The sequence below is a fragment of the Streptomyces sp. NPDC001880 genome (assembly GCF_053594575.1).
The window spans coordinates 90,505-115,625 of sequence record NZ_JBSFET010000010.1 but is presented as its reverse complement, the minus strand read 5'-3'; the positions used below and the strand labels follow the sequence as shown (position 1 = coordinate 115,625).

Here is a 25,121-nt window from a genome sequence, read left to right as displayed (position 1 = left end):
GCCGTCACGGAGAAATCTGCCGCACCCCGCGCCACAGGTCCATCGAGGTTTTCTTAAGCACACCCGAAGATCCGCTTCATGCCGTCGTACGGTTGGCCCGTCCGGACCGACCGCACCCGTCGGTTGTCCTGCAAGGCGGTTGTCGTCACCGAATCGGCGTACGGGGGTGCCGCCCGGGCTACTCCCCCTCGGTCCGGGCCGGTTCCGGGTCGGTGGCCAGGCGGGCGTGCAGGTGCTCGTCGTGGTACTTGCCGTCGCCGAAGCGGTGGGAGTCGCGCAGGGTGCCCTCGGGGAGGTAGCCGCAGCGGTCGGCCACCCGGCAGGACGCCTCGTTGCCGACGGCGTGGGCGATCTCGATACGGCGGGCGTCGGCCGTCGCGAAGCCCCAGCTCGTCACCGCCCCGGTCGCGCGGGTCGCGATGCCCCGCCCCCGGGCGGCCGGCAGCAGCCAGTAGCCGATCATCGCCAGTCCGTCCGCGCGGTCGACCCAGCGCAGGGTGACATTGCCCAGCAGGGTGCCGTCGGCGGCGTCCAGGGCGGCGAAGGCGGCGGCCGCGCCGCGTTCCCACCCTCCGTCGCGCGCCTCCGCCCATGCGCGGGCCGCGTCACGGTCCGCTGTCGCTATGGGGTTCCAGAGGGCGATCGCCGGATCCGCCCCGGCGGCCACCAGGCCGTCCAGCACGGCCTGAGATCCAGCGACCTCCCGGCTCCAGGGGCGCAGCACCACATCTCCCAGATCGAGTGTGGTGCGGATGAAGGACTTGCGGTCGACGGGACCGGGGCTCTGGGCGGCCTGCGGGGAGGAGGAAGTACTCATGGCGCCTTTCTACCGAAGCGCCGATCCTCTGACCAGCGATTTCCCGCAGCGTCGAGGCCCTGACCAGCGTTTTCCCGCAGCGCCGAGCCCCTGACCAGCGATTTCCCGGAGTGTCGAGGTCGGGGCCCGTGCGCACCGCGCCGCGCACCGAAGTCGGCACGGTGTGCGGCGCGGCGGGCCTCACGGGGCGTACGCCGTACGGCGGTTCAGGAGAGGGCCAGCTCCGTGACGTTGTTGGCCTGCAGGACCCAGGTCGCGCTGAGGCCGCCCTCCTTCACCCGCGCGTCGCCGTCGCCCTTGAGGACGCCGATCCGGTTGCCGGACAGGGCGATCTGGATGGCCTGGTCGTACTCGTGCACCCAGCTCGCGCTGAGCCCGCCCTCCTTGACGTGCGCCGTGCCGTCGTCCTTCAGGACGCCGATGCGGTCGCCGGACAGTTCGAGCTGGATGACGTCGTCGGCCTCCCGTACCCAGGAGGCGCTGAGGCCGCCCTCCTTCACCCACGCGACACCGTTGCCTGCGAGGACGCCGATGCGGTTGCCGGCCAGGTCGATGCCGATGGCGTTGTCGGACTCCCGTACCCAGGAGGCGCTGAGGCCGCCCTCCTTCACCCACGCGACACCGTCACCGGTGACGACACCGATGCGGTTGCCCGAGAGTTCGAGCTCCTTGACCTTGTCGGTCTCCTTGACCCACGTGGCACTGAGGCCCCCCTCCTTCACATAGGCCTCGCCGTTGTCCTTCAGGACGCCGATGCGGTTGCCGGAGAGGGCGATCTGCTTGACGTCCGTGGCTTCCTTGACCCAGGTGGCGCTGAGGCCGCCCTCCTTCACCCACGCGACACCGTCCCCGGTGAGGACGCCGATGCGGTTGCCGGACAGGGCGATCTGCTTGACGTCCCCGGACTCCTTGACCCAGGCGGCGCTGAGCCCGCCCTCCTTCACATGGGCGTCGCCGTTGACACGCAGGGTGCCGATGCGGTTGCCACCGTCGCCGGAGACCGTGCCGGGCACCGCGTCGGCCGTGGTCGAACCGGCGAGTCCGGCCAGCGCCAGAACGGCCACCGCCGTGGAGAGAGTTTTGAGATTCAACGGAGCAACTCCTGTACACAGAGGGATCCGTGGGCCCAATGAGCAGTGCCCTCGGGGGATTGAGCAATCCGATGACGATCAACGACCGAAGGGCCGGAGGGTGCGTGCGCCATTGGGGTGGGGCAGGCGCATTGAACGGGGCCTGCCGCGCGCCGGTCCGCGCGAGTCCGACTTGGTCCGGACGGAGGCCGGGCGGCCTTCCGGCGGGGTGCGTGCGGGGCGGTGTGCCTTGATAGCGTCGCTCCCGCGATTGCGGACCACTCCCCGCCGGGGTCGTCGCTGCGCCCCGGACGGCCTGCCCTCGACGGGCGGTCCGCGGAGCGAGCGTGCTGAGGGTACGGGGACGTTCGCCGCAAGGACGAAGAGGGCCGACGCATGAGCCTCGCGCAGTTGCACTACACCTCTGCCACCGCGGGGGACGACGGAGGTGGCGCGCGATTCACGGCGGTCGGCGCCGGCATACCCACGCCGGTACTGGCGGAGGCCGGGCAACTCCTGGGGTACGAACCGCCCGCCGGAGCCCCGTACCACCCGACCACCGGCGAACTCCGGTCGTTTCCCGAGGCGTTCAGCTTCAGCGCCCTGTCCGACGGCAGTCATCTGCTCAGCCGCACCGTGGCGCTCGGTGGTCCCGGTGCCGGTGGTTTCCACGCGCACGCGGTGCATCTTCCGGCCGGCACCCGGCTGCCGGGCGACGCGCTGCCGATCACGGCCTGGCGGTCGCCGAACTGGGCCTCCGCCGCGCCGGGCGGCTCCGCCCCCGGCCCCCTGGCCGGCCTGCCCGCCTCCGCCGCCTTCGGCCCCGAGGCGCTCAACGACTTCGCGGTCTCCCGGAGCCCCTGGCTGGCGGCGGTCTTCGCCGATCTGCGCCGGGTGTGCGAGGAGCCGGCCTCGGCGCGGCTCGTTCTCGTGGAGCGGCAGTGTGCCGATGTCGCCCGGTGGATCGCCCTGGCCGGGACCGTGCTGCCGCCGGAGACCGCTCAGCGGCTGACCTTCACCACCTACACCCGCCGCCCTTCCGAGTCCCCGCACCGGATCGTCGGAGTGCTGCCGGAGGACGCTCCCGGCCCCACCGGCCCGGACGGCGGCCTCCTGGTGCGCGACTGCACCGGGGCGCGTCCCGGGGAGCCGGTGGGCGACGCCTGGGCCGAGACCTGCGCCCGGATCTGGCGCAACCGGTCCCCGGAGCTGTTCCGGACGGCGGCGGAGCTGCCCGGCGAGCCCTTCGCCGCCGGACCGCTCGCCGTGACGGCACTCTGCGCGGGCGTCCCGCTCGGCCCCGACGCACGTGCCGCGGCCGCGAACTGGGCGGCCGAGCGGCCGTACGCGCTGGACGAGGAGCGGACGCTGCGGCTGACCGACGCGCTGACCGCGCCCGGCCTCGACCGCACGAGCGCCGAACTGCTCGGTGTCACAAGGCTTTTGACCGCTCTCGAAGGACGGTCCGCCGCTGCCGCGACCGCCTCGCTCGGCGCCCTGCTGGTGACGGAGGCGGTGCGTGGCGGCGATGTCGCACTCGAACCGCCCGCCCGCTCGGTCTTCGCCGGACCGGCCGGGGAGCGTACCGCCGCCGCACTCGTCACGGCTCTGGGAGACGACCTCCGTACCGAACTCGCCATCGGTACACCCCATGCGTCCGCCGCTCCCGGGCGCAGTGTGGGGCGCGCCGTGCAGTTGCTGCGGATCGCGCGGCTGCTCGATGTGGACTGCCGGGAACTGCTCCCCGATGTCGTGGGCCGGATGGCCCGGTCCCTGCTGGACGAGGGGGCCGCCGGCTGCGGCGCGGTGCTGCTCGATCTGCTGGACGAGCAGTTCGATGTCCGTACGGCGCTGCTCGGTGAGCTGGACCGGATCGCGCCGCAGGACCCGTCGGCGGCGGAGCGGCTGCTGGCGGAGGTCGCGCTGCCGTTCACCGGGGCGCAGGCACTGCCGCACCTGCGGATGTGCGCGGCGGCGCCGGACGCCAGGGCGGGCGGTGGCGAGGACCGGGTGAAGGTGCTGAACGCGGTGCTGCGAGCCGGTGGAATGTCACCTTTCACCGAGCCGTTGGTGCTGCGCACGGCAGTGGGGCTCGCCTGGGGCGAGACCACCCCCACGGCGGGCGAGGCGCGGCTGCTGCTGGCCGGGAGCACTTCCGACGCGCACCGCACGGCCGGTACGTGGGCCCATCTCGTGGCGGCGGCGCTCGGTGCCCCAGCCGACGACGCGGAGGCTGCCGAGCTCGCCCATGACCTGTTGCGCGGGTTCCCTCAGGAGATCGACGCGCGGGCACGCGGCGCGCTGCTCCTGCTGGAGTTCGCGCGGGCCGTGCGCTCGGGGGCCGCGGAGCCCGGCTGGGCGGAACGGGCCCGGAGGCTGTGTGCCGGGGCCGAGCCGGTGGAGCCGGGCGTGCGCGAGCAGGCGTTCGGCGCCCTGGCCGTGCGGCTGCTCGCCCCGGACCGGCCGGAGGCGGAGCTGTACGCGTTCGTCCACAGCGACGACCCGGACCTCATCGCGGCCTACGGCGGCGCCGCCCGGCAGGACGCGGTGCTCGCCCGGCTGCGCTCCGACCCGGCCTATGTCGCCGACTGCTTCACCGTCTGGAGCTCCCACCCGCACGCGGGCCGCGCCTGGAGCGAGACCCGGACTGCGCTGCTGGAGGAGGTGCTGCGTCCGGTGGTGCGCGGTCTGACCGCCGGTGAGGTGGCGGCGGTGGAGGAGGCCGCCGAGCGGGCGGGCAGCAGCCGCACGGCGGAGGCGTTCCGGACCTGGCACCGGCCGGGCGGCTTGCGCAAGCGACTCGGCACCAGGCTGGCGGCCCGGGTGCGGCGGTCGTGAGCGGCGGCCCCGGCGGCGGTCGTGAGCCGCACCCCCGCCGATCATCGGCGGCACCCCGGCGGCGGTGAGCCGCGCCCGTGCGGCCGTGGACGGGCCACGGAGGTCGTGGCCCGTCATGGGTGACCGGTACCGTGTGCCGTATCGATCTCGTGCGCTCCCGGCGGGCTGCGTGACACCCCCAGGAGGAACAGATGACGACGAACCGCGGACGCAAGGACGTCATCCGGGACCGGATGGCCGCGACCGGTGAGTCGTACAACGTCGCTGCCCGCAATCTGAAGGCCATGAAGGACATGGGCGCCACGCGTGAGGCCGTCCTCACCCAGCGCTGGCGTCCTGCCGAGACGCTCGACGTCCCGTGCCCCTGCGGCGGCACGTGCGAGCCGGGCGAGCGGTGCGAGCGCTGCCACGCGCTCCACCGCCATGTGGCGCGTTACCCCGGCAGCGTCACGGACGTGGAGACCTGGGCCGACCGTTACGACTGCACGGGCTGCGCGTCCTCGTACATCCTGACCGTGGTGCTGCCCGGACGGCCCTGGGGTGTCGCCGAGACCGTGGTCCGGGCCGGCTCCGCGGAGCCGGCCGTGCGGGCCCGGGTGTTCCCGGGTGTCGCCCATCCGCTGCTGCGGCCGGAGAGCGGCGGGGACGAGACCCAGGACTGACCGTGAGGATGTGTGGTGACTTCTCCGGCGGGTCCGGCTCACGGACCGACCGACGCCGACCGGCCGTCCTTCAGTGGATGTGCCGGCCCGCGCGGAGGAGCCACCGCATGCGACCGGACGGGCGCTCGTGACCTCGTAGGAGCTTGGTCAAAAGCCCCGCCACTGCCCACCGGCCCCGGCCCCGGCCGCCCCGGTGTCACCGGACGGCCTGGACGACGCTCGCTCCCACCGCGACCGCGAGGACCAGGGCCACGACGACGAGGGCCCGCGGGTTGCCGAAATTGACCGTCCATCCGATGCCGACCCGCTTGGGCACCAGGACCGCGGGGTCGTCGGCATTGACGTAGACCGTGCCGGCGCCGCGCCAGAAGCGGTCGTCGTCGCGCGGGACCAGTCCGCTGCTCTCCTCGCCCGCGTCCTCCCGCAGCCTGCTCCCCAAGGGCCCGACGCGCAGGACGATCCAGACGGTCACGGCGAGGACCCCTACCAGCGGCGCCCCGGTGACGGCCAGGGTCATGGCCGTGGAGCGGGTGTCGCTCCACATCAGCGCGGACAGCCCGAGCAGCATCAGGTTCACCAGGGCGGTGATGCCCATCATGGAGCGGGCCGTGACGGTGAGATAGCGGCGGTACCGTGCGGCTGCGGCCACCGGGCGCGCCACGTCGAGGTCGGCGCGGGTGCGGAGCAGCCCGGCGACGGTGGCGGCCATGGTCGCGGTGAGCAGGACCTGGCCGAGGACGAGACCGAAGGCGGTCCACACACCGGTCGGGTACGTGCGGTAGACGGTGCCGCCGAGCGAGCGTTCGGGCAGTGCGATGCGGTCGGGCAGGCCGGGGTAGACGACGACGCCCGCGACGACGCTGACGGCGATCACGACGAGTGCGGGGACGGTCCGCCCCCAGGGGAAACGGACCGGGTCGGTGCGCAGGGACGTGTCCACGACGGCGCCCTGCCGGACCTGTTCGTACCACCTGCCCTCCGCCTTCGCGCGGGCGATGCCCCGGTGGGCGCGTACCCACAGAGCGGCGGCGAGGGCACAGAGCAGCAGCGAACCGGCGACTGCGGCGGCCGGAGTGCCGAGCGCGGCACCGAGCGCAGAGGCGGGCACGGTGACGACGGCCGCGGCGACGAGCATCGCACCGCGGTAGCGGCTGCGCTGTTCCTCGACGACGGCGGCGCGCGCCTTGTCCGGCGGTACGCGGACGCCGAAGGGTACGGCGGAGGGGTTGAGGAGCGGGCTGGGGGCGGCGTACAACACGGCGCTCAGCACCGCGAGTATGCCGAAGTCGAGAGCTGCGTCGACCAGCAAGGGGTTCACCTGTCCGTTCTTGTCGCCCGCCCCGACGGGGCAGGGAGCCGCACCGGGCCACGGCGCGATGTTCCGGGGTCTCGTTCCGGGAGCCGTTGTCCGGGGGATGCAGCGCGGCGGCAGGGGCCGCCGCGGTCCCCGGCCCGGCCCCGGGGGTCAGGGGTGTTCGTCCCCTCTCGCGGGGAAGCGGTCCAGAACCGCCGCGACATGACTCATCACCTCCGCCTTCGCGATCCCCCGCACATCCAGCTCGGCGAGGAGGGTGCGCATGCGCGCCTCCCAGTCGCCGGCCCGCAGTTCGTCCGAGGGCTGTTTGACGTCCGGCCGGACCGCCGCGCCGCTCTTGCGGTTGATGCGGATGAACCCTTCACGTCGTAGCAGGTCATAGGCCTTGTTGACGGTGTGGAAGTTGATCGCCAGGTCGACGGCCAGCTGCCTGGTGGAAGGAAGTCCGGCACCGGGCGCCAACGCCCCTTCCGCGATGGCCTCCACCACCCGGTCCCGGATCTGCTGATAGATCGGCACCTCGCTGTCGAGGTCGAGCACTAGATACACACCCCAACTCTATCTGCTATACATCTAATAGAACAGACGCTCAGGCCTCGTTGGAGGGTGAATCCCCATGGCACTGATGAACATCACCGACACCGGTCTCACCATCGAGTTCAGCGACCGTGAGCGCATATGGACCTGGCGCGGCTCCCTGACCGTCCCGCTCACCGCGGTCCGCCGGGTGACCGTCGTCGACGACCCGCTGCGCGCGGCCCACGGCACCCGCAGGGGCCTGCACGCCTCCGGAGTCGCCAAGATCGGCATCTGGGGCTTGATCACCGGTCCTCGTCAGCTCGTGGCCGCCTACCGGGGCAGGCCGGGACTGCGCGTGGAGCTGGACCGCGCCGCCACCGGCGGCGACATCGACGAGCTGGTCCTCTCGCTCGACGACGCCCAGCGGCTGGCACAGCTCGTCGATCAGCGGGCCGGGAGCCACCGATGAGCGGACGCCCGCCGGGCCTGCCGATAGAAGTCAACGGGCTGACGAAGCGGTTCGGCCGCGTCAGCGCCGTCGAGGATCTGAGCTTCACCGTGCGGCCCGGCGTCGTCACGGGCTTCCTCGGCCCCAACGGCGCGGGCAAGACCACGACCATGCGCATGATCCTCGGCCTGGTGGCTCCCACCGCGGGCACAGCCACCATCGGCAGGAAGCGGTATACCGACCTGCCCAGGCCCTCCACCACCGTGGGCGCCGTCCTGGACGCCTCAGCGGTCCACCCCGGCCACTCGGCCCGCGACCATCTGCACATCTACCGCACCATGGGCGGCCACCCGGCCGAGCGGGTCGACCGACTGCTGACCCGGCTGGGGCTCGACCGGGTGGCCGACCGCCGGACCCGCACCTTCTCCACGGGCATGCGGCAGCGGCTCGGGCTCGCCACCGCCCTGCTGGGCGACCCGCAGGTGCTGCTGCTGGACGAGCCGGGCAACGGGCTCGACCCGGAGGGCATCGCCTGGCTGCGCGGGCTGCTGCGCGGGCTGGCGGCCGAGGGCCGCACGGTGCTGGTGTCCAGCCACGTACTGAGCGAGGTGCAGCAGATCGTCGACGACGTCGTGGTGATCCGCGAGGGCCGGCTGGTGGCGGCGGGAGAGCCGGCGGAGATCGAGCGGCTCTCACCCGGCACGGTGCTGGTCCGCTCCCCGGACGCGGCGGCCCTGCGCGCCGTACTGCTGCGCGGCACCGCAGAGGGCGGGGCGGCCGACCGGGTGGACCTGATGCCGGACGGGACGCTGTGCGTGCACGGGATGGCGGACTCGGCCGTCGCCGATCTGGCCGCCGCCGAGCGGCTGCGCGTGTACGGGCTGTCCGCCGGGACGAGCCTGGAGCAGCTCTTCCTCCGGCTGGCGGGGGACGGCGAACCGGCGGGCCGGGACCGGCCGCCGGCACTGACGGACGAAAGGTGGAACCAGCGATGAACGCACTGGTCAAGGCGGAGTTCCGGCGGCTGGCCGCCACCCGCCTGTGGCTGTGGGCACTCCTCGCGGCCGTCGTCCTGGGCGGCGGCATGGTGGGGGCGATGACGCTGGCCGGCCCGGAGAACTTCGATCCGCCGGCGCCCGGCCTGGACACCGAGGACGGCGTCCGCTCCGTCATAGGGATGCTGAGCTTCACGGTGTTCCTGCCGGCCGCGCTCGGCACCCTGGCGATGACGGGGGAATACCGGCACCGCACCGTCACGTACACCTTCCTCCACGCCCCGCGGCGCCACCAGGTGCTCACCGCCAAGCTCGTCACGTACGGCGTCGCCGGCCTGGCGTACGGGCTGGTGCTCACCGGCACCGCGGGGGCCGCGTTCTTCGGGGGCGCCGCGGCGCGCGGGGTGACACCCGGCATGGCCACCGGCGAAGTGCTGGAGCTGCTGCTCCGGCCTGCCCTGGCAATGGCGGTGTACACCCTGCTGGGCGTGGCCGCCGGAGCGCTGATCCGTCATCAGGTCGCGGCACTGGCCGTCGTCGTCGGCTACCTGTACGCGGGCGAGTTCCTGCTGATGACGATCCCGGGCGTGAAGCTCCTCTACCCGCTGCTGCCCGGTGGCGCCACGGCGTCCCTGACCGGCTTCGACTACGCCGCGGACACGATGGCCGCGGAGCTGGCGACCGGCCCGGTGCAGTTGCTCCCGCCCGTCGGCGGCGGACTGCTGCTCACCGGCTACGCCCTGGCCGCGGCCGTCGTCGCGGTGCTGGTGCCGATGCGCAGGGACGTGTACTGAGCCCGCACGACGCGACGGGTGCCCCGGAACGCGTTCCGGGGCACCCGTCTCGGCTCTCGGCTCTCAGCTCTCGTCGGGGACCAGGCGCAGCGAGATCGAGTTGATGCAGTACCGCTGATCCGTCGGGGTGGGGTAACCCTCGCCCTCGAAGACATGGCCGAGGTGCGATCCGCAGCGTGCGCAGCGGACCTCGGTGCGGACCATGCCGTGGCTGCGGTCCTGGACCAGCTCGACCGCGTCCGTGTCCTTCGGGTCGTAGAAGGACGGCCAGCCGCAGTGCGACTCGAATTTGGTGTCCGAGCGGAACAGGTCGGCGCCGCAGGCGCGGCAGGAGTAGACACCCGTGGTCTTGGTGTCGGTGTACTCACCGACGAAGGCGGGTTCGGTGCCGGCCTGGCGCAGGACCGCGTACTCGGCCGGCGTCAGCTCCGCACGCCACTGCTCGTCCGGCTTCTCGATGTCGTACGACACGTCGCTCCCTCAGCTCGGCAAATGGTCCAGGATCTGCGGGCCGAGCTCCGTGACATCGCCCGCTCCCATGGTGAGAACGAGGTCGCCGGGCTTCGCCATTCCCGCGATGGTCCCGGGGACCGCGGCCTTGTCGTGGACGGCGGTGACATCGGCGCCCGCGGCCCGCGCTGCGTCGATGATCAGCTCGCTGGTGATGCCGGGGATCGGGTCCTCGCGGGCCGGATAGATGTCCAGCACCACGGAGGCGTCGGCCAGCGCGAGGGCCTGGCCCATCTCGGTGCCGAGCTCCTGGGTGCGGGAGAAGAGGTGGGGCTGGAAGACGACCAGGAGGCGGGCCTCGGAGGCGGCGCCGCGCATCGCTTCGAGGTCGGCGGTCATCTCGGTGGGGTGGTGCGCGTACGAGTCGATGACCTGCACGCCCGCCGCCTCGCCCTTGAGCTGGAGGCGGCGCTTGACCCCGGTGTACTTGCCGAGGGCCGAGGCCAGGTTGTGGGCCGGGACGCCGAGGGCGACACCGGCGGCGAGGGCCGCGACGGCGTTGAGGGCGTAGTGGCGGCCGGGCACGGAGACCGTGAACGTGAGGTACTTCCCGTTCAGGATGACCGTGACCTCACTGGTCAGACCGCGCGGGGTGATCCGGTGGACGCGTACGTCGGCGGTCTCGGACTCGCCGTAGGTGACGACGTTCAGCGAGGGGAGGGCGCGGACCCGCTCCGTCAGCTCGACGGCGCCTTCCTGGTCGGCGGCGATCACCATCGTGCCGCCGGGGACGATCTTGCCGGCGAAGGCCTCGAACGACTCGTAGATCTCGTCCATCGAGGCGTAGTTCGCGTGGTGGTCCAGCTCGACGTTGAGGACGATCGCGACCTCGGGGTCGTACTTCTGGAAGCTGCGGTCGCTCTCGTCCGCCTCGGCGACGAAGATCGCGCCCTCGCCGTGCGCCGCGTTGGTGCCGGGGCCGGCCAGGTCGCCGCCGATGGCGTACGAGGGGTCGAGGTTCAGCTCGCTCAGAGCGACGGCCAGCATCGATGTGGTGGTCGTCTTGCCGTGCGTACCGGCCACCGCGATGGCGCGCAGCCCGCCCATGAGCGAGGCGAGGGCGTCGGAGCGGTGCACGACGGGGACCGACAGCTCGGCGGCGCGCAGCAGCTCCGGGTTGTCGGCGCGGATGGCGCTGGAGACGACCACGCACGAGGCGTCGTCCGCCAGGTGTCCGGCGGCGTGCCCGATGTGGACGGTCGCTCCCAGCGCCCGCAGTGCCTCGGCGGTACCCGACTCCTTGGCGTCGCTGCCCGCGACCTTCGCGCCGCGCTGGGCGAGGATCTTCGCGATGCCCGACATTCCGGCGCCGCCGATGCCGATGAAGTGCGGCCGTTCCATGGCGGCAGGAATACCGGGTGCCATGCGTGTGTCTCCCAGAAGTCGATACGAGTACCCGAGTCGGTACGGGGTGCCCGCCCAGCCTATTCGCTGTGCGCGAAGAGTTTGAGCACCGGTACGCCGACCTTGTGACGGGCCCGGGACGCCCAGTCCCGGTGGAAGAACTCCTCGACGTAGTGCGGTGCGGTCAGCACGATGACCTCGTCCGCCTCCGCGTCGTCGACCACGGTCTTCAGCTTGTCCAGGGGGTGGTCCTCGACCACCTGTCCGACCGCGTCGGAGCCTGCCTGCCGCAGCGCCTCCAGTGACACTTCGAGCGCGAGTTCGGCAGGCTCTCTGGCGTTCTTGCCCTCCGGTTCCTCCCCCTCCCGGGCGGCCTCCTTCAGGTCGCCCATCGCCAGGTCGTCAATGGCTCGCAGCAGCACATCGGCCTGGTCACCGCGCGGCTGCATGAGCACGACGAAGGAGGTCTGCTCCTCCCCGTGCAGGGTGGTGACGAACTCGACGTCCTCGGAGGTGAGGGGCTTCTCGATCATCAAAACGCTGGTGAACACCACGGGCGCCCTTCTGCTTCAGTGGCCGTCGCCGGTCACTGCTGAAACCATCCTTCCCCGTGCTCGCACGGGGTCTGCGAGAGTAATTGTGCCCACCGGGGGCTAACCGGAACGGCAAATTCCGCCGATTGTCAGATCCGACGGTACCGAGTGAAGAGGAACCCGGCCTCCTCCAGCACCGACGCCAGGGCGAATCGTTCCGGCACGGCCACCGAGGGGCCGCCCGCGATCCGCTGCGCGTCCCCGGCGGTCAGCATCGGCGAGAGGGTCAGACAGAGCTCGTCCAGCACCCCGGCGGCCACGAACTGCCCCAGCATCCGCGGGCCGCCCTCGGTCAGCAGCCGCTTGAGCCCGCGGTCGGCCAGTTCCCGTACGGCCCTGGCGGGGTCCACCCGGGAGCCCTCCCCCGCGATCACCACCTCGGCGCCCGCCCGGCGCGCCTCCTCGATCCGGCCCGCCGGCGCTCCGGAGCCGGTCAGCACCAGGGTCGGGACGAGCGGCTCGGTGAAGAGCGGCAGGGAGAAGTCGAGGTCCAGACTGCCGCTCACCACGGCGATGGCGGGTGCGGGCCCCTGCCCGGCCGCGGCCCGGCGGGCGGCGAAGGCCTCACGGGCCCTGGCGGGCCGGTAGCCCTCCAGGCGGACCGTCTCCGCTCCGGCCAGCACCACATCGGCCAGAGCTCGCAGGGTGCCGAAGATCCGCATGTCGCTCGCGCAGGAGATCGGCTGCGAGCGGCCGTCGTGCTGGGCGGCCCCGTCGAGCGTCGAAACCATGTTGGCGCGCAGCCAGGGGCCGTCCTGTTCGGGGTAGGCGTAGGCGTCGGCCAGGGCGTCCAGACTCCACTCCTCCTCGTGGTCAGCCGGTGTCAGGTCGGTCACAGGGAAGAGGCGTCGCATGCTCTGCAGTCTGGCACGGCGCTTAAGGTTGAGAGTTGTGTCGTCCTCCACAGCCCTGCCGGGGCAGAGCCCCATAGCCGAAACGGCCCCCCTGTCCCTGTGCGCCCTAGAGCCCCACGTTCCCGCCGACCGGCTGGTCGCCGAGATGGTGCCGCCGCCGCGCTTCGACTCCGTACGCTTCGACACCTATGTGCCGGACCCCAAGCAGCCGAGCCAGACGGAGGCGGTCGGAGTCCTGAGCGGCTTCGCGGCCGGGCTCGGCGGAGCGCACGCCAGCGGCTCGGGCAAAGCCGGAAGAGCGCGAAGCGCATCCCTTGAGGGGTGGTGGCGGGCGACGGGCGGGCGGTTCAGCAGGAAGCCCGCCGCTCCGTCGGCGCCGCTCGGGGTCTACCTGGACGGCGGCTACGGCGTGGGCAAGACCCACCTGCTGGCCTCGCTCTGGCATGCCACCCCCGCCGCCCCCTCGCTGAAGGCGTTCGGCACCTTCGTCGAGCTGACCAACCTGGTCGGCGCGCTGGGCTTCCAGCAGACCGTGCAGACCCTGAGCGGGCACCGGCTGCTGTGCATCGACGAATTCGAGCTCGACGATCCGGGCGACACCGTGCTGGTGTCGTCGCTGCTGAGCAGGCTGGTCGAGGCGGGCGTCGCGCTCGCCGCCACCTCCAACACGCTGCCCGGCAAGCTCGGTGAGGGCCGGTTCGCCGCGGCCGACTTCCTGCGGGAGATCCAGGGGCTCTCCGCGCACTTCCGCCCGCTGCGGATCGACGGCGAGGACTACCGCCACCGCGGACTGCCCGAGGCCCCGCCGCCGTACTCCGACGCGCAGGTCACCAGAGCCGCGTACGCCACCGAGGGCGCCAGCCTGGACGACTTCCCCTCGCTGCTCGACCATCTCGCCCGGGTCCATCCGAGCCGCTACGGAGCGCTGACGGACGGCCTGAGGGCGGTCTGCCTCACCGAGGTCCAGCCGGTGCCCGACCAGTCGACCGCGCTGCGGCTCGTCGTCCTCGCGGACCGGCTGTACGACCGGGAGGTCCCGGTACTCGCCTCCGGGCTGCCGTTCGACCGGCTGTTCAGTGAAGAGATGCTGAACGGCGGATACCGGAAGAAGTACTTCCGGGCGATCTCCCGGCTGACGGCGCTGGCGCGCGATGCGAAGGGGCTGGTGGCCCAGTAGGTTCGGGGGCGTACCGCCCGAGGCGCCTTCGGGCGCCCCGGGGCTCCCGTATCGATCGCGCACACCGTTTGAAGGGAATCGGCATGGCAACCATGCGTCAGGCTCACACGGTCTGGGACGGCAACCTGATCGAGGGCAAGGGGGTCGTCACCTTCGACTCCTCCGGCATCGGCCGGTTCGACGTCTCCTGGCCGTCCCGCGCGGAGAAGGCGAACGGCAAGACCTCTCCCGAGGAGCTCATCGCGGCGGCCCACTCCAGCTGCTTCTCGATGGCGCTGGCCCACGGTCTGGCCACGGCCGGCACCCCGTCGACCCAGCTGACCACCACCGCCGACGTCACCCTCCAGCCCGGCACCGGCATCACCGGCATCCACCTCACCGTCCAGGGCGCGGTGCCCGGTATCGACGAGGCGGACTTCATCAGGGCCGCCGAGGACGCCAAGGCGAACTGCCCGGTCAGCCAGGCGCTGACCGGCACGACGATCACGCTCTCCGCCTCGCTGATCTGACCACAGGGGCCACTCCCGGCCCGGGACACACCTGGGGCTCGGTGACCCGCATGGTTCCCGTGCGGCGCTACGCGTGCTACACACATGCGGGTCACTTCTCCTGTCCGCCAGCAGGGAGTTGCCCCATGTCATCAGAATCGTCACGCCCGACCGAAGAAGCATCACGCCCGACCGCCACCCGTCGCCAGGTCCTGGCCGGCAGCGGCGCGGCCGTCGCCTCCATCGCCTTCACCGGGGCGTTCTCCGAACTCTTCGCGGGTACCGCGGCCGCCCGGGGACACGGCGGGTACGGTCCGCTGGTGCCCGACCCCGACGGTCTGCTCGACCTCCCGAAGGGCTTCCGCTACCGGGTCCTGTCCCGGGAGGGCGACCCGCTCCGCTCCGGCGAGGGCCAGGTCCCCAGCAACCACGACGGGATGGCCGCCTTCGCGGGCCGCCACGGTCACGTCCGTCTGGTCCGCAACCACGAGAACCGGGCCACCGCGAAGCTCCCGGTCCCGGTCGTCGAGGGCCTCACCTACGACCCGATGGGCAAGGGCGGCTGTACGGCCCTGGAGCTGGACGGCCGCAACAACGTCCTGGGCGAACGCGTCGCCATCGCCGGTACGGCGGTGAACTGCGCGGGCGGCCGCACTCCTTGGAACACCTGGCTGACCTGCGAGGAGACCGAGGACAGAGCGGGTACCAACGGCTACACCAAGGACCACGGCTTCATCTTCGAGGTGGACGGCGCCGATCCGCACCGCACCGGAGCTGTGCCGCTCACCGCGATGGGCCGCTTCCAGCACGAGGCCGTCGCGATCGATCCGAAGAGCGGGATCGTCTACGAGACGGAGGACGCGTTCGACAAGCCGTTCGGGCTCTTCTACCGTTTCCTGCCGAACAAGCCGCTCGGCGGCACCGGCTCACTGCGGGCCGGCGGCCATCTGGAGGCCATGCGCGTGCCGGGCGTGCCCGACCTCTCCGTGGTCCAGGAGACCGGGGCGAGCTTCGAGGGCATCGAGTGGGTCCCCGTACCCGATCCGCTGGCGGCCGAGACGCCGATCCGGTTCCAGGACTTCGGCCCCAAGGGCATCACGCACGCGCAGAAGCTGGAGGGCTGCTACTGGGGCGGCTCCTCGGTCTACTTCGTCTCCAGTTTCGCGCGCAGCTCGCAGGGGTCGGCCGCCGACCACTACGGCCAGGTGTGGCGGTACGAGCCGAAGCGGCGGCGTCTCACGCTCGTGATCGTCTTCGGTCCGGGCACGGACGTGCAACTGCCGGGCGAGTCCCCGGACAACATCTGCCTGGCCGCCGACGGCGGGCTGATGGTGTGCGAGGACGGCGACGGCGCGCAGCATGTCTTCGGCCTGACGCGGGGCGGCGAGGTCTACGCGATGGCGCGGGGCCGGCAGAACATCGGGACGCCGCAGGAGCCGGAGTGGGGAGAGTTCGCCGGGGTCACGTTCGCTCCGGACGGGGCGACGATGTACGTGAACTGCTACACACCGGGGACGACGTTCGCGGTGACGGGGCCGTGGCGCTGACGCGCTGACCCACTGCGGTACCGGGGGGGCGGGCATTCATTGTCCGCCCCCCCTTGCGCTGCCCGAACGGCCCATGTTCCGGCGGGGATTCGGCCGCGGAAGCTGCGGTGCGGTGCAGAGCGCGCCGATCGCCGCCCCCAGCAGCACACAGCGGACGGCGGCGAGCAGTCCGGCGATCCCGGCGGCAGCAGTGCCACCCCCCGCGCAGCACCCCGGGTCCGCCGAGGCCGTACCGCCGGCCCACGCCTCTCAGTCTCAGTTGGCCGTCGCCTTCTCGGGCTTGGCCTCACTGGGTCGTACGATCACGAAGCCCTCGCCGTCCAGGCGCAGTTGGACGGCCTCCCCGGACCCGCCGCGGATCATGGAGCCGAAACTCTGCGAGCGGTGGAGCGAGGTGGTCAGGCCGGCGCTCCAGCCGACCACCGCGTCCGTGTCGACACAGACCGGCTGGTGCGGCGTGACGGGGATCACGATGGGGCTGCCCTCACACATCAGGCCGAGCTTGCCGTACCCGGTGAAGACGCTGTTGAAGAGCCCGCCACCGGTCATCCCGGCGCCCTTCACGGTCTTGATCTCGTACGAGAGCGTGGCGTCGAAACAGAGCACGTTGCGGCCGTTGATGGTGAGGACGTCGCCGTGCTCCATGTCCACGATGAAGCAGTTGGCGGCCTCGTGCGCGAACCATGCCTCGCCCTGGCCGCGGACCGCCATCAGCGGCAGCCCCTCGCCGGTGACGGCGCGCTTGAGCATGCCGCCTATGCCCTGGCCCTTGCGGTCGAACTCCAGATTGCCGCGGAAGGCGATCATCGAACCCTGACGGGCGTGCATCTCGCCGTTGACGGCGTACTTGATGGATTTTGCGTTCTGCAGGGTCATTCCGGGGGCCGTCGCCTGCTGCGCCATGTTCTCGCTGGAAAAGAGATCGCTCTTCATGCGGGGCATCTTCGCCCGGAGCGACCTATTCCGCCAAGAATCGGTTTCCGGGCGGCTGGCAGACTGGACGCGTGAGCAGCGATGACACCCCCGTAACCGCGTCCGGATCCTCGTCCGGATCCCCGTCCGGATCCTCGTCCGGATCCCCGTCCGGATCCCCGGAAACGCCCTACTCGCCCGTGGCTGACAGCCCGTTCAGGCCGGAGCCGACGAGCCGCGACGAGGCGCCTCAGTACGTACTGCCGCTGGTCGTGCACATCGAGAAGACGGCTCCCCCGGCCCGTACGGACGCGTTGCAAACCGCTGCCCGCGCGGTGCTCGTGATGCTCTCCGACGAGCGCTCGGACGGCGAGGGCGAGTGGGCGCGGGCGCTGCGCGACTGGCAGGACGCACGCATCCGCAAGGTGGTGCGGCGGGCGCGTGGCGCGGAGTGGCGCAAGGCGTCCGCGCTGCCGGGCATCACGGTCACGGGCGAAAGTGCCGAGGTGCGGGTCTTCCCTCCGGTGCCGCTGGACGGCTGGCCGAAGGAGCTGGCGAAGCTTCAGGTGTCGGGGACGGATCTGGACGACCCCGAGCCGCCGGCCGCGCCCGGCCCCTCGGGTCCGGTGCTGTGGTTCAACCCGGAGCTGGACATGTCGGCCGGCAAGGCCATGGCGCAGGCCGGGCACGGTGCGCAGCTCGCCTGGTGGGAGCTGTCGGAGACGGAGCGCAAGGCGTGGCGCGAGACGGGATTTCCTCTCTCGGTGGCCACTGCGGAGGCGGACCGCTGGCAGGAACTCACGGTGAGCGGGCTCCCGGTGGTGCGCGACGCCGGGTTCACCGAGATCGCGCCCGGCTCGTGCACGGTGGTCGCCGACCACCCGGCACTGCGACGCGGCTGAGCACGGGCGGGGCGGCTCCGTCCTCGCCCGGTCCGGGGGCCGGCCCCCGAGGACCGTCCCCGGACCGGGAACCTCAAATCAAGCTCTGAACGTCCTCCTGTTCGGATTCGGCACCGCCCTCCGGGGCCATGAGCCCTGCACGGAAATGGAGGAGGGGGACGGCATGAAGCTGGGAATCGGTATCGGCTGGCGGCCGGAGATCGCTCAGGCCGTCGAGGCGCTGCCGGGGATCGACTGGGTGGAGGCGGTGGCGGAGAACATCTGCACCGGCCATCTGCCCGATTCGCTGGCCCGGCTGAGGGAGCGGGGGGTCACGGTCGTGCCGCACGGCGTCTCGCTGGGCCTCGGCGGGGCCGACCGCCCCGACGCGGGACGGCTCGCGGATCTTGCCGCCCGCGCCGAGCTGCTCTCCGCGCCACTGGTGACCGAGCACATCGCGTTCGTACGGGGCGGGGGGCCGCGCACCTCCTCGCCGGGGCTGGAAGCGGGCCATCTGCTGCCCGTGCCGCGGACCCGGGACGCGCTGGACGTGCTCTGCGAGAACGTACGCATCGCACAGGACGCACTGCCGGTGCCGCTGGCCCTGGAGAACATCGCGGCGCTGATCTCCTGGCCCGGCGAGGAACTGACCGAGGGACAGTTCCTGGCGGAGCTGGTCGAGCGCACCGGGGTCCGGCTGCTGATCGATGTCGCCAATCTGCACACCAACCACGTCAACCGGGGCGAGGACCCGGCCACCGCGCTCGACGAACTGCCGGTGGAGGCCATCGCGTACGTACATGTGGCGGGCGGCGTCGAGAAGGACGGCGTCTGGCACGACACCCACGCCCACCCGGTCACCGCGCCCGTCCTCGATGTCCTCGCCGGACTCCGCTCCCGGGTCGACCCGCCCGGCGTCCTCCTGGAACGCGACGAAGACTTCCCGCCCCCAGGGGAGCTGGCGGGCGAACTGGACACGATCCGCGCCACCTTGGACCGGGCGGCGGCCAGGACGAAGCGGCCCGCGCCGGGTCTCCGTACGGCCGCGCGGACCGAGGCGTCCGCGCCCCCGGACACCACCCGGGACCGGCTCGCGGCTGCCCAGTCCGCGCTGCTGCGCGCCCTGGTCGCCGGCGGCCCCGCCCCGCAGGGCTTCGACCGGAGCCGCCTCGGGATCCAGAGCCGCGCCCTGGCCGCCAAGCGGGCCGGGGTCGTCGCCAAGGTGGCACCCGAACTGCCGGAGATCCTGGGCGCCGGCTACCGGGACGCCTTCCTCTCGTACGCCGCGGCCCGTCCCATGTCCGCCGGATACCGGCGCGACGCACTGGACTTCGCCGAGGACCTGTTGATCGCCGGCCGGCCTGCCGACGACGCCGCGCGGCGTCGGCTGACCCACTGGTGGCAGGACCGGGCCGGCGCACGCCCGCCGCGCCGCGCCACCCGGCTCGTACGAGCGGCCCGCGCGGCCCTGACCGGAAGGTGACCGGCATGAACACCGTGGCACTGCTGGTGGATCTCGGCGTCGTGGTCTCCTCCGTCCTCCTGATCGTGGGGCTGTCGCGAGCCCGTGGCAGCGCCGGCGGCCCGGTCCACGACCTCTTCGAGGCCGCCTTCCTGGGTGGCGGTCCGGGCAGGGTCGTGGACACCGCGCTCACCGCGATGCAGGCGGACGGGCGGATCACCGTCGGCGGTCCCGGAATCGTCGCCGTCCAGCGGGCCGACGCCCGGGACCCGGTGGAGCGGGCAGTACTCCAGGAACACGCCGTGGCCCCCAACGGCGCGCTGCACACCCTGCGCGAGGCGGTGATGCGGCACCCGGCGGTGCAGGAGATCGGCGACGGGCTCGCGGCCCGCGGCCTGCTGGCCGCGCCCGCCGCGAGCCGGACCTGGCGCCGCTGGGGCCTCGCCCAGGGGCTGGTCTGTGTACTGGCCGTGCCGCTCACCGTCGTGGCGACCGCCGCGCAGTCGCTGTCCGACGAACTGTCCGCACACTCCCCCGTGCCCTTTGTCTTCAAGGTGCTCCCGGTCCTGATCCCCGGTTTCCTCACCGGATTCGTCTGCGCCGGCATCGCCCGGGGACGCGTCACCAGGTCGGGGCGGCGGGCCGCCGAGGCGTACCGCTCCGTCCAGGCGGGCAACGCGCAGCCGGCCCATCTGGTCGCCGCACACGGGCTGCGGGCCCTTCCCGATCCCGTGCTCCGGGCCCAGCTGACCGCCGCGGCCCGGATGCAGCCGGGCGGACGGGCGGCGGGCCGGCACACGCACACCGCGGCGACGGCGTCCACGGGTGCCTCCGCCCTGCTCCTCACGCCGGTCGTGTGGTGCGCCGGTACGAGCCCCGGGCACGGCAGTTGCGGAAGCTCCGGCGACGGGGGCAGCGGCGCGGACGGGGGCAGCTCCGGTTCGGGCTGTGGAGCGGGGTCCGGATCCGGCTGCGGCGGGTCGAGCGGCTCCGGTTGCGGTGGCAGCAGCGGCTCCAGCTGCTCCTCCGGAAGCAGTTGCGGCGGCGGGTCCAGTTGTGGCGGTTAGTGCCTGTCCGACCCGGATCCGCCGCACAGGCCCTGGGTCGGTCGTGGTGCCGCCGGATCATCCGTAGGATGATCAGCCCATGGCTTTTCCGGCCCGCCTGGCATAGAAATCCGTCATGCTCTGGGTTCCTTTCCTGCTGGTCGCATGGGGTGCGGCAGTCATCTCCTGCGCCCGGCTCTGCCTCGTATCCGCCCGTACGGGGCTGCTGTCCGACACGTCCGCGCAGGCCGTGCCGGGCATCGGCACCGGTCATGAACTGACCCTGTACGAGATCGCGTTCCTGGCCGGCGGCCCCCACCGGGTGGTCGATCTGGCGCTGGCCACCATGCATCTGCGCCGGCGTCTGCTGCTCGCCCACACCGGCTGGGTGACGGTCGTCGACCCGGAGGGCCGGGACGAGATGGAGCGCACGGTGATACGGGCGATAGGCCCGCAGGGCCAGTCCCCGATACCACTGGTACGGGCGGCCGCGGCCACCGCCGACGCCGTGCGTGCTCTGGCCGACCGGCTCGTCGCCGCCGGCCTGGCGCTGCCGGGCGGTGCCGGGACCGATGTCGTCGGCGCGGTGCGCGCGGTGCGGGGCGCGGCTCTGCTGGTGGTCGCGATGGGCGCGGCCGTGCTGCTGATGCCCGGTCAGGAACACGGACCCGGCGGCCCGGTGATGTCGCTGCTCGTCTGGTTCGGGCTGCCGTTCGCGCTGTCCGTCGGCTGTCTGGCCATCGCCCGGATGGAGATCCATCCGTACAGCTCGTGGGCCTCACCGGCCGGTCAGCGGCTGCTGGCCACGAACGAGGTCCCGGCCGCGGGGGCGGGCCGCGACGTCCTGGCGGCGCTCGCCGTACGGGGGGTGCGCGCCGTGGCCGATCCGGTGCTGCGGGCCGCGCTCGGCGACGGGGCGGGCGGACCGCTGCGGTAGCACCGCCGGTCCGTCACGGGTGATGTGGATGACGCCGGTGCGGCGCGCGGAACGCGCGCCGCACCCGGAGCCGAACCCGGTGTCGCTGGAACGACGGGCAGCGAGAAAGCGCCGGTGCCCCGCCGTCTGATCTTCCGGGTTGGGGTGGTCGGAGCCCGCTCGCTACGCGAGCCCGGCCACCAGGTCTGCAACCGACTTCCTGCGCCCCGTGTAGAACGGGACTTCCTCGCGGACGTGCATCCGTGCCTCGGAGGCCCGCAGGTGACGCATCAGGTCGACGATGCGGTAGAGCTCGTCGGCCTCGAAGGCGAGGATCCACTCGTAGTCGCCGAGCGAGAAGGAGGCGACGGTGTTGGCCCGGACGTCGGGGTAGCCGCGGGCCATCTTGCCGTGGTCCGCGAGCATGCGGCGACGGTCCTCGTCGGGCAGCAGGTACCAGTCGTAGGAGCGCACGAACGGGTAGACGCTGATGTAGTTGCGCGGCGTCTCGTCGGCCAGGAACGCCGGGATGTGCGACTTGTTGAACTCGGCGGGGCGGTGCAGCGCCATGTTCGACCAGACCGGCTCCAGTGCCAGGCCGAGCCGGGTACGCCGGAAGAGGTTGTACGCCTCCTGCAGCTCGTCCGCCGTCTCGGCGTGCCACCAGATCATGACGTCGGCGTCGGCGCGCAGGCCGGAGACGTCGTAGGTGCCGCGGACGGTGATGTCCTTGGCCGCGAGCTGGTCGAACAGCTCCTGGACCTCGTCGGCGTAACCGGCACGGTCCGCGGGCAGGACGTCGCGCAGCTTGAAGACGGACCACAGTGTGTAGCGGATGACCTCGTTGAGGTCCTTGGCCTTCTTACCCGCGTTGGGGCCCTTGCTTGATTTCACAGTCTCAGGCGCACTCATACGGCTATTGTCCCGCCTCGCTCCGTGTGCCCGTAACCAGGGTCGACGTGGCGATGATCTCTTCCCCGGAACCGCCGCCGAGCTCGGCCGCGATTTCGTCCGCGGCGCGGTGGGCGCTCGCGATGCACGCCGGGATGCCGACGCCGTCGTAGACCGCTCCGCAGACCCGCAGCGCGGGCAGCTTGGCGACCTCGTCGCGGATCCGGGCGACCCGGGAGAGATGGCCCACGGGGTACTGGGGCAGTCCGCCCGTCCACCGGGTGACTTCGGTGTCCACGGGCTTCGCGGCCAGGCCGGTCGCCTCGGCGAGGTCGCGCAGCGACACGTCGACGAGCTCGTGGTCCTCGCGGTGGATGTGGTCCTCCTCGCCGTAGCGGCCGACGGAGGTACGCAGCACGAAGAGGTCCGGGGCGGATTCGGCGACCCAGTTCCACTTGTGGGTGGAGAAGGTGGACGCCTTGATGGTGCGGCCGTCGACCGGGGGGACGAGGAAGCCGGAGCGGCCGTCGAGTGCGCTCGTGGCGGCGACGTCCAAGCGGCGGAACGCCATGGTGACAAGCGCCATCGACGCGTACTCGACACCGGCGAGCTCGGCGGAGGCCGCGGGGGACTCGGCGGCGAGCAGGGTGGAGGCGGACCAGGCCGGGGCAGCGAGCACGATGCCGTCGGCGGTGATCACCCGGGTGTCCGTGCGGACGTCCCAGCCTTCGGCGGTACGGCTCAGACCGAGGACGGGGGTGGCGGTCAGGATCTCCCCGCCCGCCGCGCGTACGGCGTCGGCGACCGCGCCGGGCAGGGTACCGATGCCGCCGTCGATGCCCTGGAAGACCGGTCCGGTCTGCTGCCGGGCCGCGGCCCGCTCCTGGATGCGCCGGACCCCGTCGAGCAGCGAGCCGCCCTCCCGCGCCGCCTCGAAGAGCTGAGGTACGGCGGCGCGCATCGAGATCCGGTAGGCGTCGCCTGCGTACACACCGCCGAGCAGCGGCTCCACGAGCCGGTCGACGACCTCGCGGCCCAGGCGGTCGGCGACGTAAGCGCCGACGGCGACATCGTCGCCGACGGTGGTCGGGGTGAGGTCGCGCTCCTGCGCGATGCGGGCGAGGCCCTCCGGGGAGAGCAGATCGCCGAGCGCCGCCGGGTCGCCGGGCACACCCATCACGTGGCCCTTGGGCATGGGCCGCAGGGCGTCGCGCGTCCAGACCGAGGCGGTGGTCGTGGCGGGTGGCTGCAGTCGGTCGCCGAGCCCGACATCGCGCGCCAGGCCGACCGCCTCCGGGCGCCGGGCGAGCATCGACTCGGCGCCCAGGTCGACCCGGGTCCCGGCGATCTCACCGGTCATGAGCTTGCCCCCGAGCCGCTCGGTGGCTTCGAGCAGGGTGACGCGCAGGCCGGCCCCCAGGAGCCGGTGGGCGGCGGCGAGGCCGGCGATGCCTCCGCCGATGACGACGACATGTCCGGTGCCCGGGACCGCGCGGTTGTGTGAACGCTGCATGCCCCCACTCTCTCAAACCCCTTCCGAGTCCTGAACGTGACTGCTTCGAAACCGTCATTCGGCAACCTGCGTCCGGGCCCGCACGTCGAACCGGCATCGTCAACGACCCGCCTTGGGGGGCAGTCATGCAGACCTACCGGCATCCCGGCCGTTCGTCCCGTCGTCCGCGCACACTTCTGGTGGCCGGCCTGGTCGCCGGCCTGGTCGCGCTGAGCGGCTGCGGTGCGTCGGACAGTGCGAGCGACGCGAGTTCCGGCGACAGCAAGAGAGCGTTCGGCGCGGCCGAGCGGGGCGCCGCCGACGCCGCGTCCGGAAAGGCGGAGCAGGGGGCGGGCGGTGCGCCCTCGCAGCAGAAGAAGTCCGACGCCCTGCCCTCGGCCAGCCATGTCATCCGTACCGCCACACTCTCGGTGGAGGTGAAGAACGTTCCTGAGGCAGCCGCCGTCGCCCGTTCGGTCGCGGAGGGTTCGGGCGGTCTGGTGGCCAACGAGGAGACCGAGCGGGTCGACGACACCCATGACATGTCACACCTCGTGCTGCGCGTTCCGCAGGGCGAGTACGACGCGGTGCTGAAACAACTCGCGGGCACCGGAAAGCTGCTGTCGCGCACCTCGTCGGCGAAGGACGTCACCGATCAGGTGGTCGACGTGGAGAGCCGGATCGCCACCCAGCGGGCGAGTGTGGCGCGCGTACGGAAGCTGATGGAGCAGGCCGAAAGGCTCAGCGACGTGGTCACGCTGGAGGGCGAACTGAGCAGCCGCCAGGCGTCCTTGGAGTCACTGCTGGCCCAGCAGGCGTCGCTGAAGGACCGCACCTCGCTCGCCACGATCACCCTCGACCTCTCGGAGCCGGAGACGGCGGCGAAGGACGGCGACGACCCCGGTTTCCTGGACGCGCTCGCCGGCGGCTGGCACGCCTTCGTGACGATGCTGTTGTGGCTCGCGATGGCGGTGGGCGCCGCGGCCCCCTTCCTGGCCGCGCTCGCGGTGCTCGTGCTGCTGTGGCGGCTGCTGCGCCGGCGGCTGCCCGGACGCCGGAGGCAGCGGACGCCCGGGGCCGCCGGGTCCTCGCCCGCTCCCCCGGCGTCGTAGCGCGGTCCTTTCGGACTCGGTGTCGAAGGGACCGGGGATGACGACGGAGTGACTGGTGATCATCGGCGGTTACGCGGCGGGCATGTCCGCCGCGTCCCAGGCCCGCAGACTCAAGGGCCCCGACGAGCTGGAGATCGTCGCCTTCGCGCGGTCCCCTTTCACCTCGTACTCCGCCTGCGGCATCCCGTACTGGGTCGGCGGCGACATCACGGACCGGAAGAGCTCATCGCACGCACGCCGAAGGAGCACCGGGCCCGCGACATCGACCTCAGGATGCGCACCGAGGTCACGGAGATCGATGTCGCCGTGCAGCGGGTGCGGGCCGTGGACCTGGGCACCGGTGAGGCGCACCGGACGGGCTTCGACAAGCTGGTGATCGCCACTGGCGCCCGCCCGGTGCGCCCGGCGCCGCCCGGCATGGACGCGCCGCAGACGACC

24 protein-coding genes and 1 pseudogene are annotated in these 25,121 nt (G+C 72.4%); 14 read left to right on the top strand and 11 right to left on the bottom strand.

Annotation, left to right across the window (positions count from 1 at the left end):
- Positions 1–178: 178 nt before the first annotated feature.
- A complete protein-coding gene (locus ACWCQ6_RS09040; RefSeq protein WP_451086986.1) occupies positions 179–817 on the bottom strand; it encodes a GNAT family N-acetyltransferase in 639 nt (212 codons plus the stop codon).
- A gap of 206 nt (positions 818–1,023) precedes the next feature.
- The gene (locus tag ACWCQ6_RS09035) at positions 1,024–1,908 is read right to left on the bottom strand and encodes a peptidase S1 (protein ID WP_451086984.1); all 885 of its coding nucleotides are present in this window, start codon (positions 1,906–1,908) and stop codon (positions 1,024–1,026) included.
- A gap of 375 nt (positions 1,909–2,283) precedes the next feature.
- Between ACWCQ6_RS09035 and ACWCQ6_RS09030 the strand changes: the two genes are divergently transcribed.
- On the top strand, positions 2,284–4,725 hold the full coding sequence (locus ACWCQ6_RS09030) for a GTPase-associated protein 1-related protein (RefSeq protein ID WP_451086982.1): 2,442 nt from the start codon (positions 2,284–2,286) through the stop codon (positions 4,723–4,725).
- Between the two features lie 191 nt (positions 4,726–4,916).
- Positions 4,917–5,387, top strand: coding sequence for a hypothetical protein (locus ACWCQ6_RS09025; protein WP_451086980.1), 471 nt, complete (start codon positions 4,917–4,919; stop codon positions 5,385–5,387).
- Between the two features lie 196 nt (positions 5,388–5,583).
- Here the strand turns inward: ACWCQ6_RS09025 and ACWCQ6_RS09020 are convergent, their stop codons facing one another.
- Both ACWCQ6_RS09020 and ACWCQ6_RS09015 read right to left on the bottom strand, forming a co-directional pair.
- Entirely contained in the window at positions 5,584–6,705 is a 1,122-nt protein-coding gene (locus tag ACWCQ6_RS09020) for a DUF5808 domain-containing protein (protein WP_451086978.1), read from the bottom strand.
- 147 nt (positions 6,706–6,852) lie between these two features.
- A complete protein-coding gene (locus ACWCQ6_RS09015; RefSeq protein ID WP_451086976.1) occupies positions 6,853–7,251 on the bottom strand; it encodes a GntR family transcriptional regulator in 399 nt (132 codons plus the stop codon).
- A gap of 67 nt (positions 7,252–7,318) precedes the next feature.
- Here ACWCQ6_RS09015 and ACWCQ6_RS09010 point away from each other — a divergent pair, with 67 nt between their 5' ends.
- Genes ACWCQ6_RS09010 through ACWCQ6_RS09000 form a run of 3 tightly spaced genes read left to right on the top strand, consistent with a single transcriptional unit; the run spans position 7,319 to position 9,458 of the window.
- Positions 7,319–7,690, top strand: coding sequence for a hypothetical protein (locus ACWCQ6_RS09010; RefSeq protein WP_451086974.1), 372 nt, complete (start codon positions 7,319–7,321; stop codon positions 7,688–7,690).
- A complete protein-coding gene (locus ACWCQ6_RS09005) occupies positions 7,687–8,664 on the top strand; it encodes an ABC transporter ATP-binding protein (RefSeq protein ID WP_451086972.1) in 978 nt (325 codons plus the stop codon). The genes ACWCQ6_RS09010 and ACWCQ6_RS09005 overlap by 4 nt, the downstream gene beginning before the upstream one ends.
- Complete coding sequence (locus tag ACWCQ6_RS09000; RefSeq protein ID WP_451086970.1) at positions 8,661–9,458, top strand: ABC transporter permease; 798 nt, start codon at positions 8,661–8,663, stop codon at positions 9,456–9,458. The genes ACWCQ6_RS09005 and ACWCQ6_RS09000 overlap by 4 nt, the downstream gene beginning before the upstream one ends.
- A 63-nt stretch (positions 9,459–9,521) precedes the next feature.
- Here ACWCQ6_RS09000 and msrB read toward each other — a convergent pair whose 3' ends face one another.
- The 4 genes from msrB to ACWCQ6_RS08980 all read right to left on the bottom strand — a co-directional run bounded on the left by msrB (position 9,522) and on the right by ACWCQ6_RS08980 (position 12,759).
- Positions 9,522–9,929: a peptide-methionine (R)-S-oxide reductase MsrB gene (msrB, locus tag ACWCQ6_RS08995; protein ID WP_189544003.1), complete on the bottom strand. Its 408-nt coding sequence runs from the start codon at positions 9,927–9,929 to the stop codon at positions 9,522–9,524.
- Positions 9,930–9,938: 9 nt separating this feature from the next.
- Positions 9,939–11,333: a UDP-N-acetylmuramate--L-alanine ligase gene (murC, locus tag ACWCQ6_RS08990; protein WP_451086967.1), complete on the bottom strand. Its 1,395-nt coding sequence runs from the start codon at positions 11,331–11,333 to the stop codon at positions 9,939–9,941.
- Between the two features lie 59 nt (positions 11,334–11,392).
- Positions 11,393–11,845: an indole-3-glycerol phosphate synthase gene (locus ACWCQ6_RS08985; protein WP_451087070.1), complete on the bottom strand. Its 453-nt coding sequence runs from the start codon at positions 11,843–11,845 to the stop codon at positions 11,393–11,395.
- Between the two features lie 149 nt (positions 11,846–11,994).
- A complete protein-coding gene (locus ACWCQ6_RS08980; RefSeq protein ID WP_451086965.1) occupies positions 11,995–12,759 on the bottom strand; it encodes a pyrimidine reductase family protein in 765 nt (254 codons plus the stop codon).
- A 37-nt stretch (positions 12,760–12,796) separates the two neighbouring features.
- Between ACWCQ6_RS08980 and zapE the strand changes: the two genes are divergently transcribed.
- The 3 genes from zapE (at position 12,797) to ACWCQ6_RS08965 (ending at position 15,971) form a co-directional block, all read left to right on the top strand.
- On the top strand, positions 12,797–13,936 hold the full coding sequence (zapE, locus tag ACWCQ6_RS08975; protein WP_451086963.1) for a cell division protein ZapE: 1,140 nt from the start codon (positions 12,797–12,799) through the stop codon (positions 13,934–13,936).
- Between the two features lie 83 nt (positions 13,937–14,019).
- Positions 14,020–14,445, top strand: a complete 426-nt coding sequence (locus tag ACWCQ6_RS08970) for an OsmC family protein (RefSeq protein WP_451086961.1) — start codon at positions 14,020–14,022, stop codon at positions 14,443–14,445.
- A 125-nt stretch (positions 14,446–14,570) separates the two neighbouring features.
- Positions 14,571–15,971, top strand: a complete 1,401-nt coding sequence (locus ACWCQ6_RS08965) for an alkaline phosphatase PhoX (RefSeq protein WP_451086959.1) — start codon at positions 14,571–14,573, stop codon at positions 15,969–15,971.
- Between the two features lie 255 nt (positions 15,972–16,226).
- On the opposite strand, the gene ACWCQ6_RS08960 is transcribed toward ACWCQ6_RS08965, so the two are convergent.
- A complete protein-coding gene (locus ACWCQ6_RS08960) occupies positions 16,227–16,904 on the bottom strand; it encodes an AIM24 family protein (RefSeq protein ID WP_451086957.1) in 678 nt (225 codons plus the stop codon).
- A gap of 179 nt (positions 16,905–17,083) precedes the next feature.
- Between ACWCQ6_RS08960 and ACWCQ6_RS08955 the strand changes: the two genes are divergently transcribed.
- The 4 genes from ACWCQ6_RS08955 (at position 17,084) to ACWCQ6_RS08940 (ending at position 21,209) form a co-directional block, all read left to right on the top strand.
- Positions 17,084–17,785, top strand: a complete 702-nt coding sequence (locus ACWCQ6_RS08955) for an aminoacyl-tRNA hydrolase (protein ID WP_451086955.1) — start codon at positions 17,084–17,086, stop codon at positions 17,783–17,785.
- Between the two features lie 163 nt (positions 17,786–17,948).
- Entirely contained in the window at positions 17,949–19,247 is a 1,299-nt protein-coding gene (locus ACWCQ6_RS08950) for a DUF692 domain-containing protein (RefSeq protein WP_451086953.1), read from the top strand.
- 5 nt (positions 19,248–19,252) lie between these two features.
- Entirely contained in the window at positions 19,253–20,293 is a 1,041-nt protein-coding gene (locus tag ACWCQ6_RS08945; RefSeq protein ID WP_451086951.1) for a TIGR04222 domain-containing membrane protein, read from the top strand.
- A 115-nt stretch (positions 20,294–20,408) separates the two neighbouring features.
- Positions 20,409–21,209 carry a TIGR04222 domain-containing membrane protein gene (locus ACWCQ6_RS08940; protein WP_451086949.1) on the top strand — a complete coding sequence of 267 codons (801 nt, stop codon included), beginning with the start codon at positions 20,409–20,411 and terminating at the stop codon, positions 21,207–21,209.
- 162 nt (positions 21,210–21,371) lie between these two features.
- On the opposite strand, the gene hemQ is transcribed toward ACWCQ6_RS08940, so the two are convergent.
- Entirely contained in the window at positions 21,372–22,100 is a 729-nt protein-coding gene (gene hemQ, locus ACWCQ6_RS08935; protein WP_093542266.1) for a hydrogen peroxide-dependent heme synthase, read from the bottom strand.
- Between the two features lie 4 nt (positions 22,101–22,104).
- A complete protein-coding gene (gene hemG, locus ACWCQ6_RS08930; RefSeq protein ID WP_451086946.1) occupies positions 22,105–23,592 on the bottom strand; it encodes a protoporphyrinogen oxidase in 1,488 nt (495 codons plus the stop codon).
- Between the two features lie 125 nt (positions 23,593–23,717).
- Here hemG and ACWCQ6_RS08925 point away from each other — a divergent pair, with 125 nt between their 5' ends.
- Positions 23,718–24,683 carry a DUF4349 domain-containing protein gene (locus ACWCQ6_RS08925; protein ID WP_451086944.1) on the top strand — a complete coding sequence of 322 codons (966 nt, stop codon included), beginning with the start codon at positions 23,718–23,720 and terminating at the stop codon, positions 24,681–24,683.
- Between the two features lie 82 nt (positions 24,684–24,765).
- Positions 24,766–25,112 (top strand): annotated as a pseudogene (locus tag ACWCQ6_RS08920) (NAD(P)/FAD-dependent oxidoreductase); the annotation flags it as partial.
- Positions 25,113–25,121 lie beyond the last annotated feature (9 nt).

Coding starts and splice junctions, on each gene's coding strand:
- ACWCQ6_RS09040 (WP_451086986.1), bottom strand. CDS start 817: ATGAGTACTTCCTCCTCCCCGCAGGCCGCCCAGAGCCCCGGTCCCGTC.
- ACWCQ6_RS09030 (WP_451086982.1), top strand. CDS start 2,284: ATGAGCCTCGCGCAGTTGCACTACACCTCTGCCACCGCGGGGGACGAC.
- ACWCQ6_RS09025 (WP_451086980.1), top strand. CDS start 4,917: ATGACGACGAACCGCGGACGCAAGGACGTCATCCGGGACCGGATGGCC.
- ACWCQ6_RS09010 (WP_451086974.1), top strand. CDS start 7,319: ATGGCACTGATGAACATCACCGACACCGGTCTCACCATCGAGTTCAGC.
- ACWCQ6_RS09005 (WP_451086972.1), top strand. CDS start 7,687: ATGAGCGGACGCCCGCCGGGCCTGCCGATAGAAGTCAACGGGCTGACG.
- ACWCQ6_RS09000 (WP_451086970.1), top strand. CDS start 8,661: ATGAACGCACTGGTCAAGGCGGAGTTCCGGCGGCTGGCCGCCACCCGC.
- murC (WP_451086967.1), bottom strand. CDS start 11,333: ATGGCACCCGGTATTCCTGCCGCCATGGAACGGCCGCACTTCATCGGC.
- ACWCQ6_RS08985 (WP_451087070.1), bottom strand. CDS start 11,845: ATGATCGAGAAGCCCCTCACCTCCGAGGACGTCGAGTTCGTCACCACC.
- ACWCQ6_RS08980 (WP_451086965.1), bottom strand. CDS start 12,759: ATGCGACGCCTCTTCCCTGTGACCGACCTGACACCGGCTGACCACGAG.
- ACWCQ6_RS08970 (WP_451086961.1), top strand. CDS start 14,020: ATGGCAACCATGCGTCAGGCTCACACGGTCTGGGACGGCAACCTGATC.
- ACWCQ6_RS08965 (WP_451086959.1), top strand. CDS start 14,571: ATGTCATCAGAATCGTCACGCCCGACCGAAGAAGCATCACGCCCGACC.
- ACWCQ6_RS08960 (WP_451086957.1), bottom strand. CDS start 16,904: ATGAAGAGCGATCTCTTTTCCAGCGAGAACATGGCGCAGCAGGCGACG.
- ACWCQ6_RS08950 (WP_451086953.1), top strand. CDS start 17,949: ATGAAGCTGGGAATCGGTATCGGCTGGCGGCCGGAGATCGCTCAGGCC.
- ACWCQ6_RS08945 (WP_451086951.1), top strand. CDS start 19,253: ATGAACACCGTGGCACTGCTGGTGGATCTCGGCGTCGTGGTCTCCTCC.
- ACWCQ6_RS08940 (WP_451086949.1), top strand. CDS start 20,409: ATGCTCTGGGTTCCTTTCCTGCTGGTCGCATGGGGTGCGGCAGTCATC.
- hemQ (WP_093542266.1), bottom strand. CDS start 22,100: ATGAGTGCGCCTGAGACTGTGAAATCAAGCAAGGGCCCCAACGCGGGT.
- hemG (WP_451086946.1), bottom strand. CDS start 23,592: ATGCAGCGTTCACACAACCGCGCGGTCCCGGGCACCGGACATGTCGTC.
- ACWCQ6_RS08925 (WP_451086944.1), top strand. CDS start 23,718: ATGCAGACCTACCGGCATCCCGGCCGTTCGTCCCGTCGTCCGCGCACA.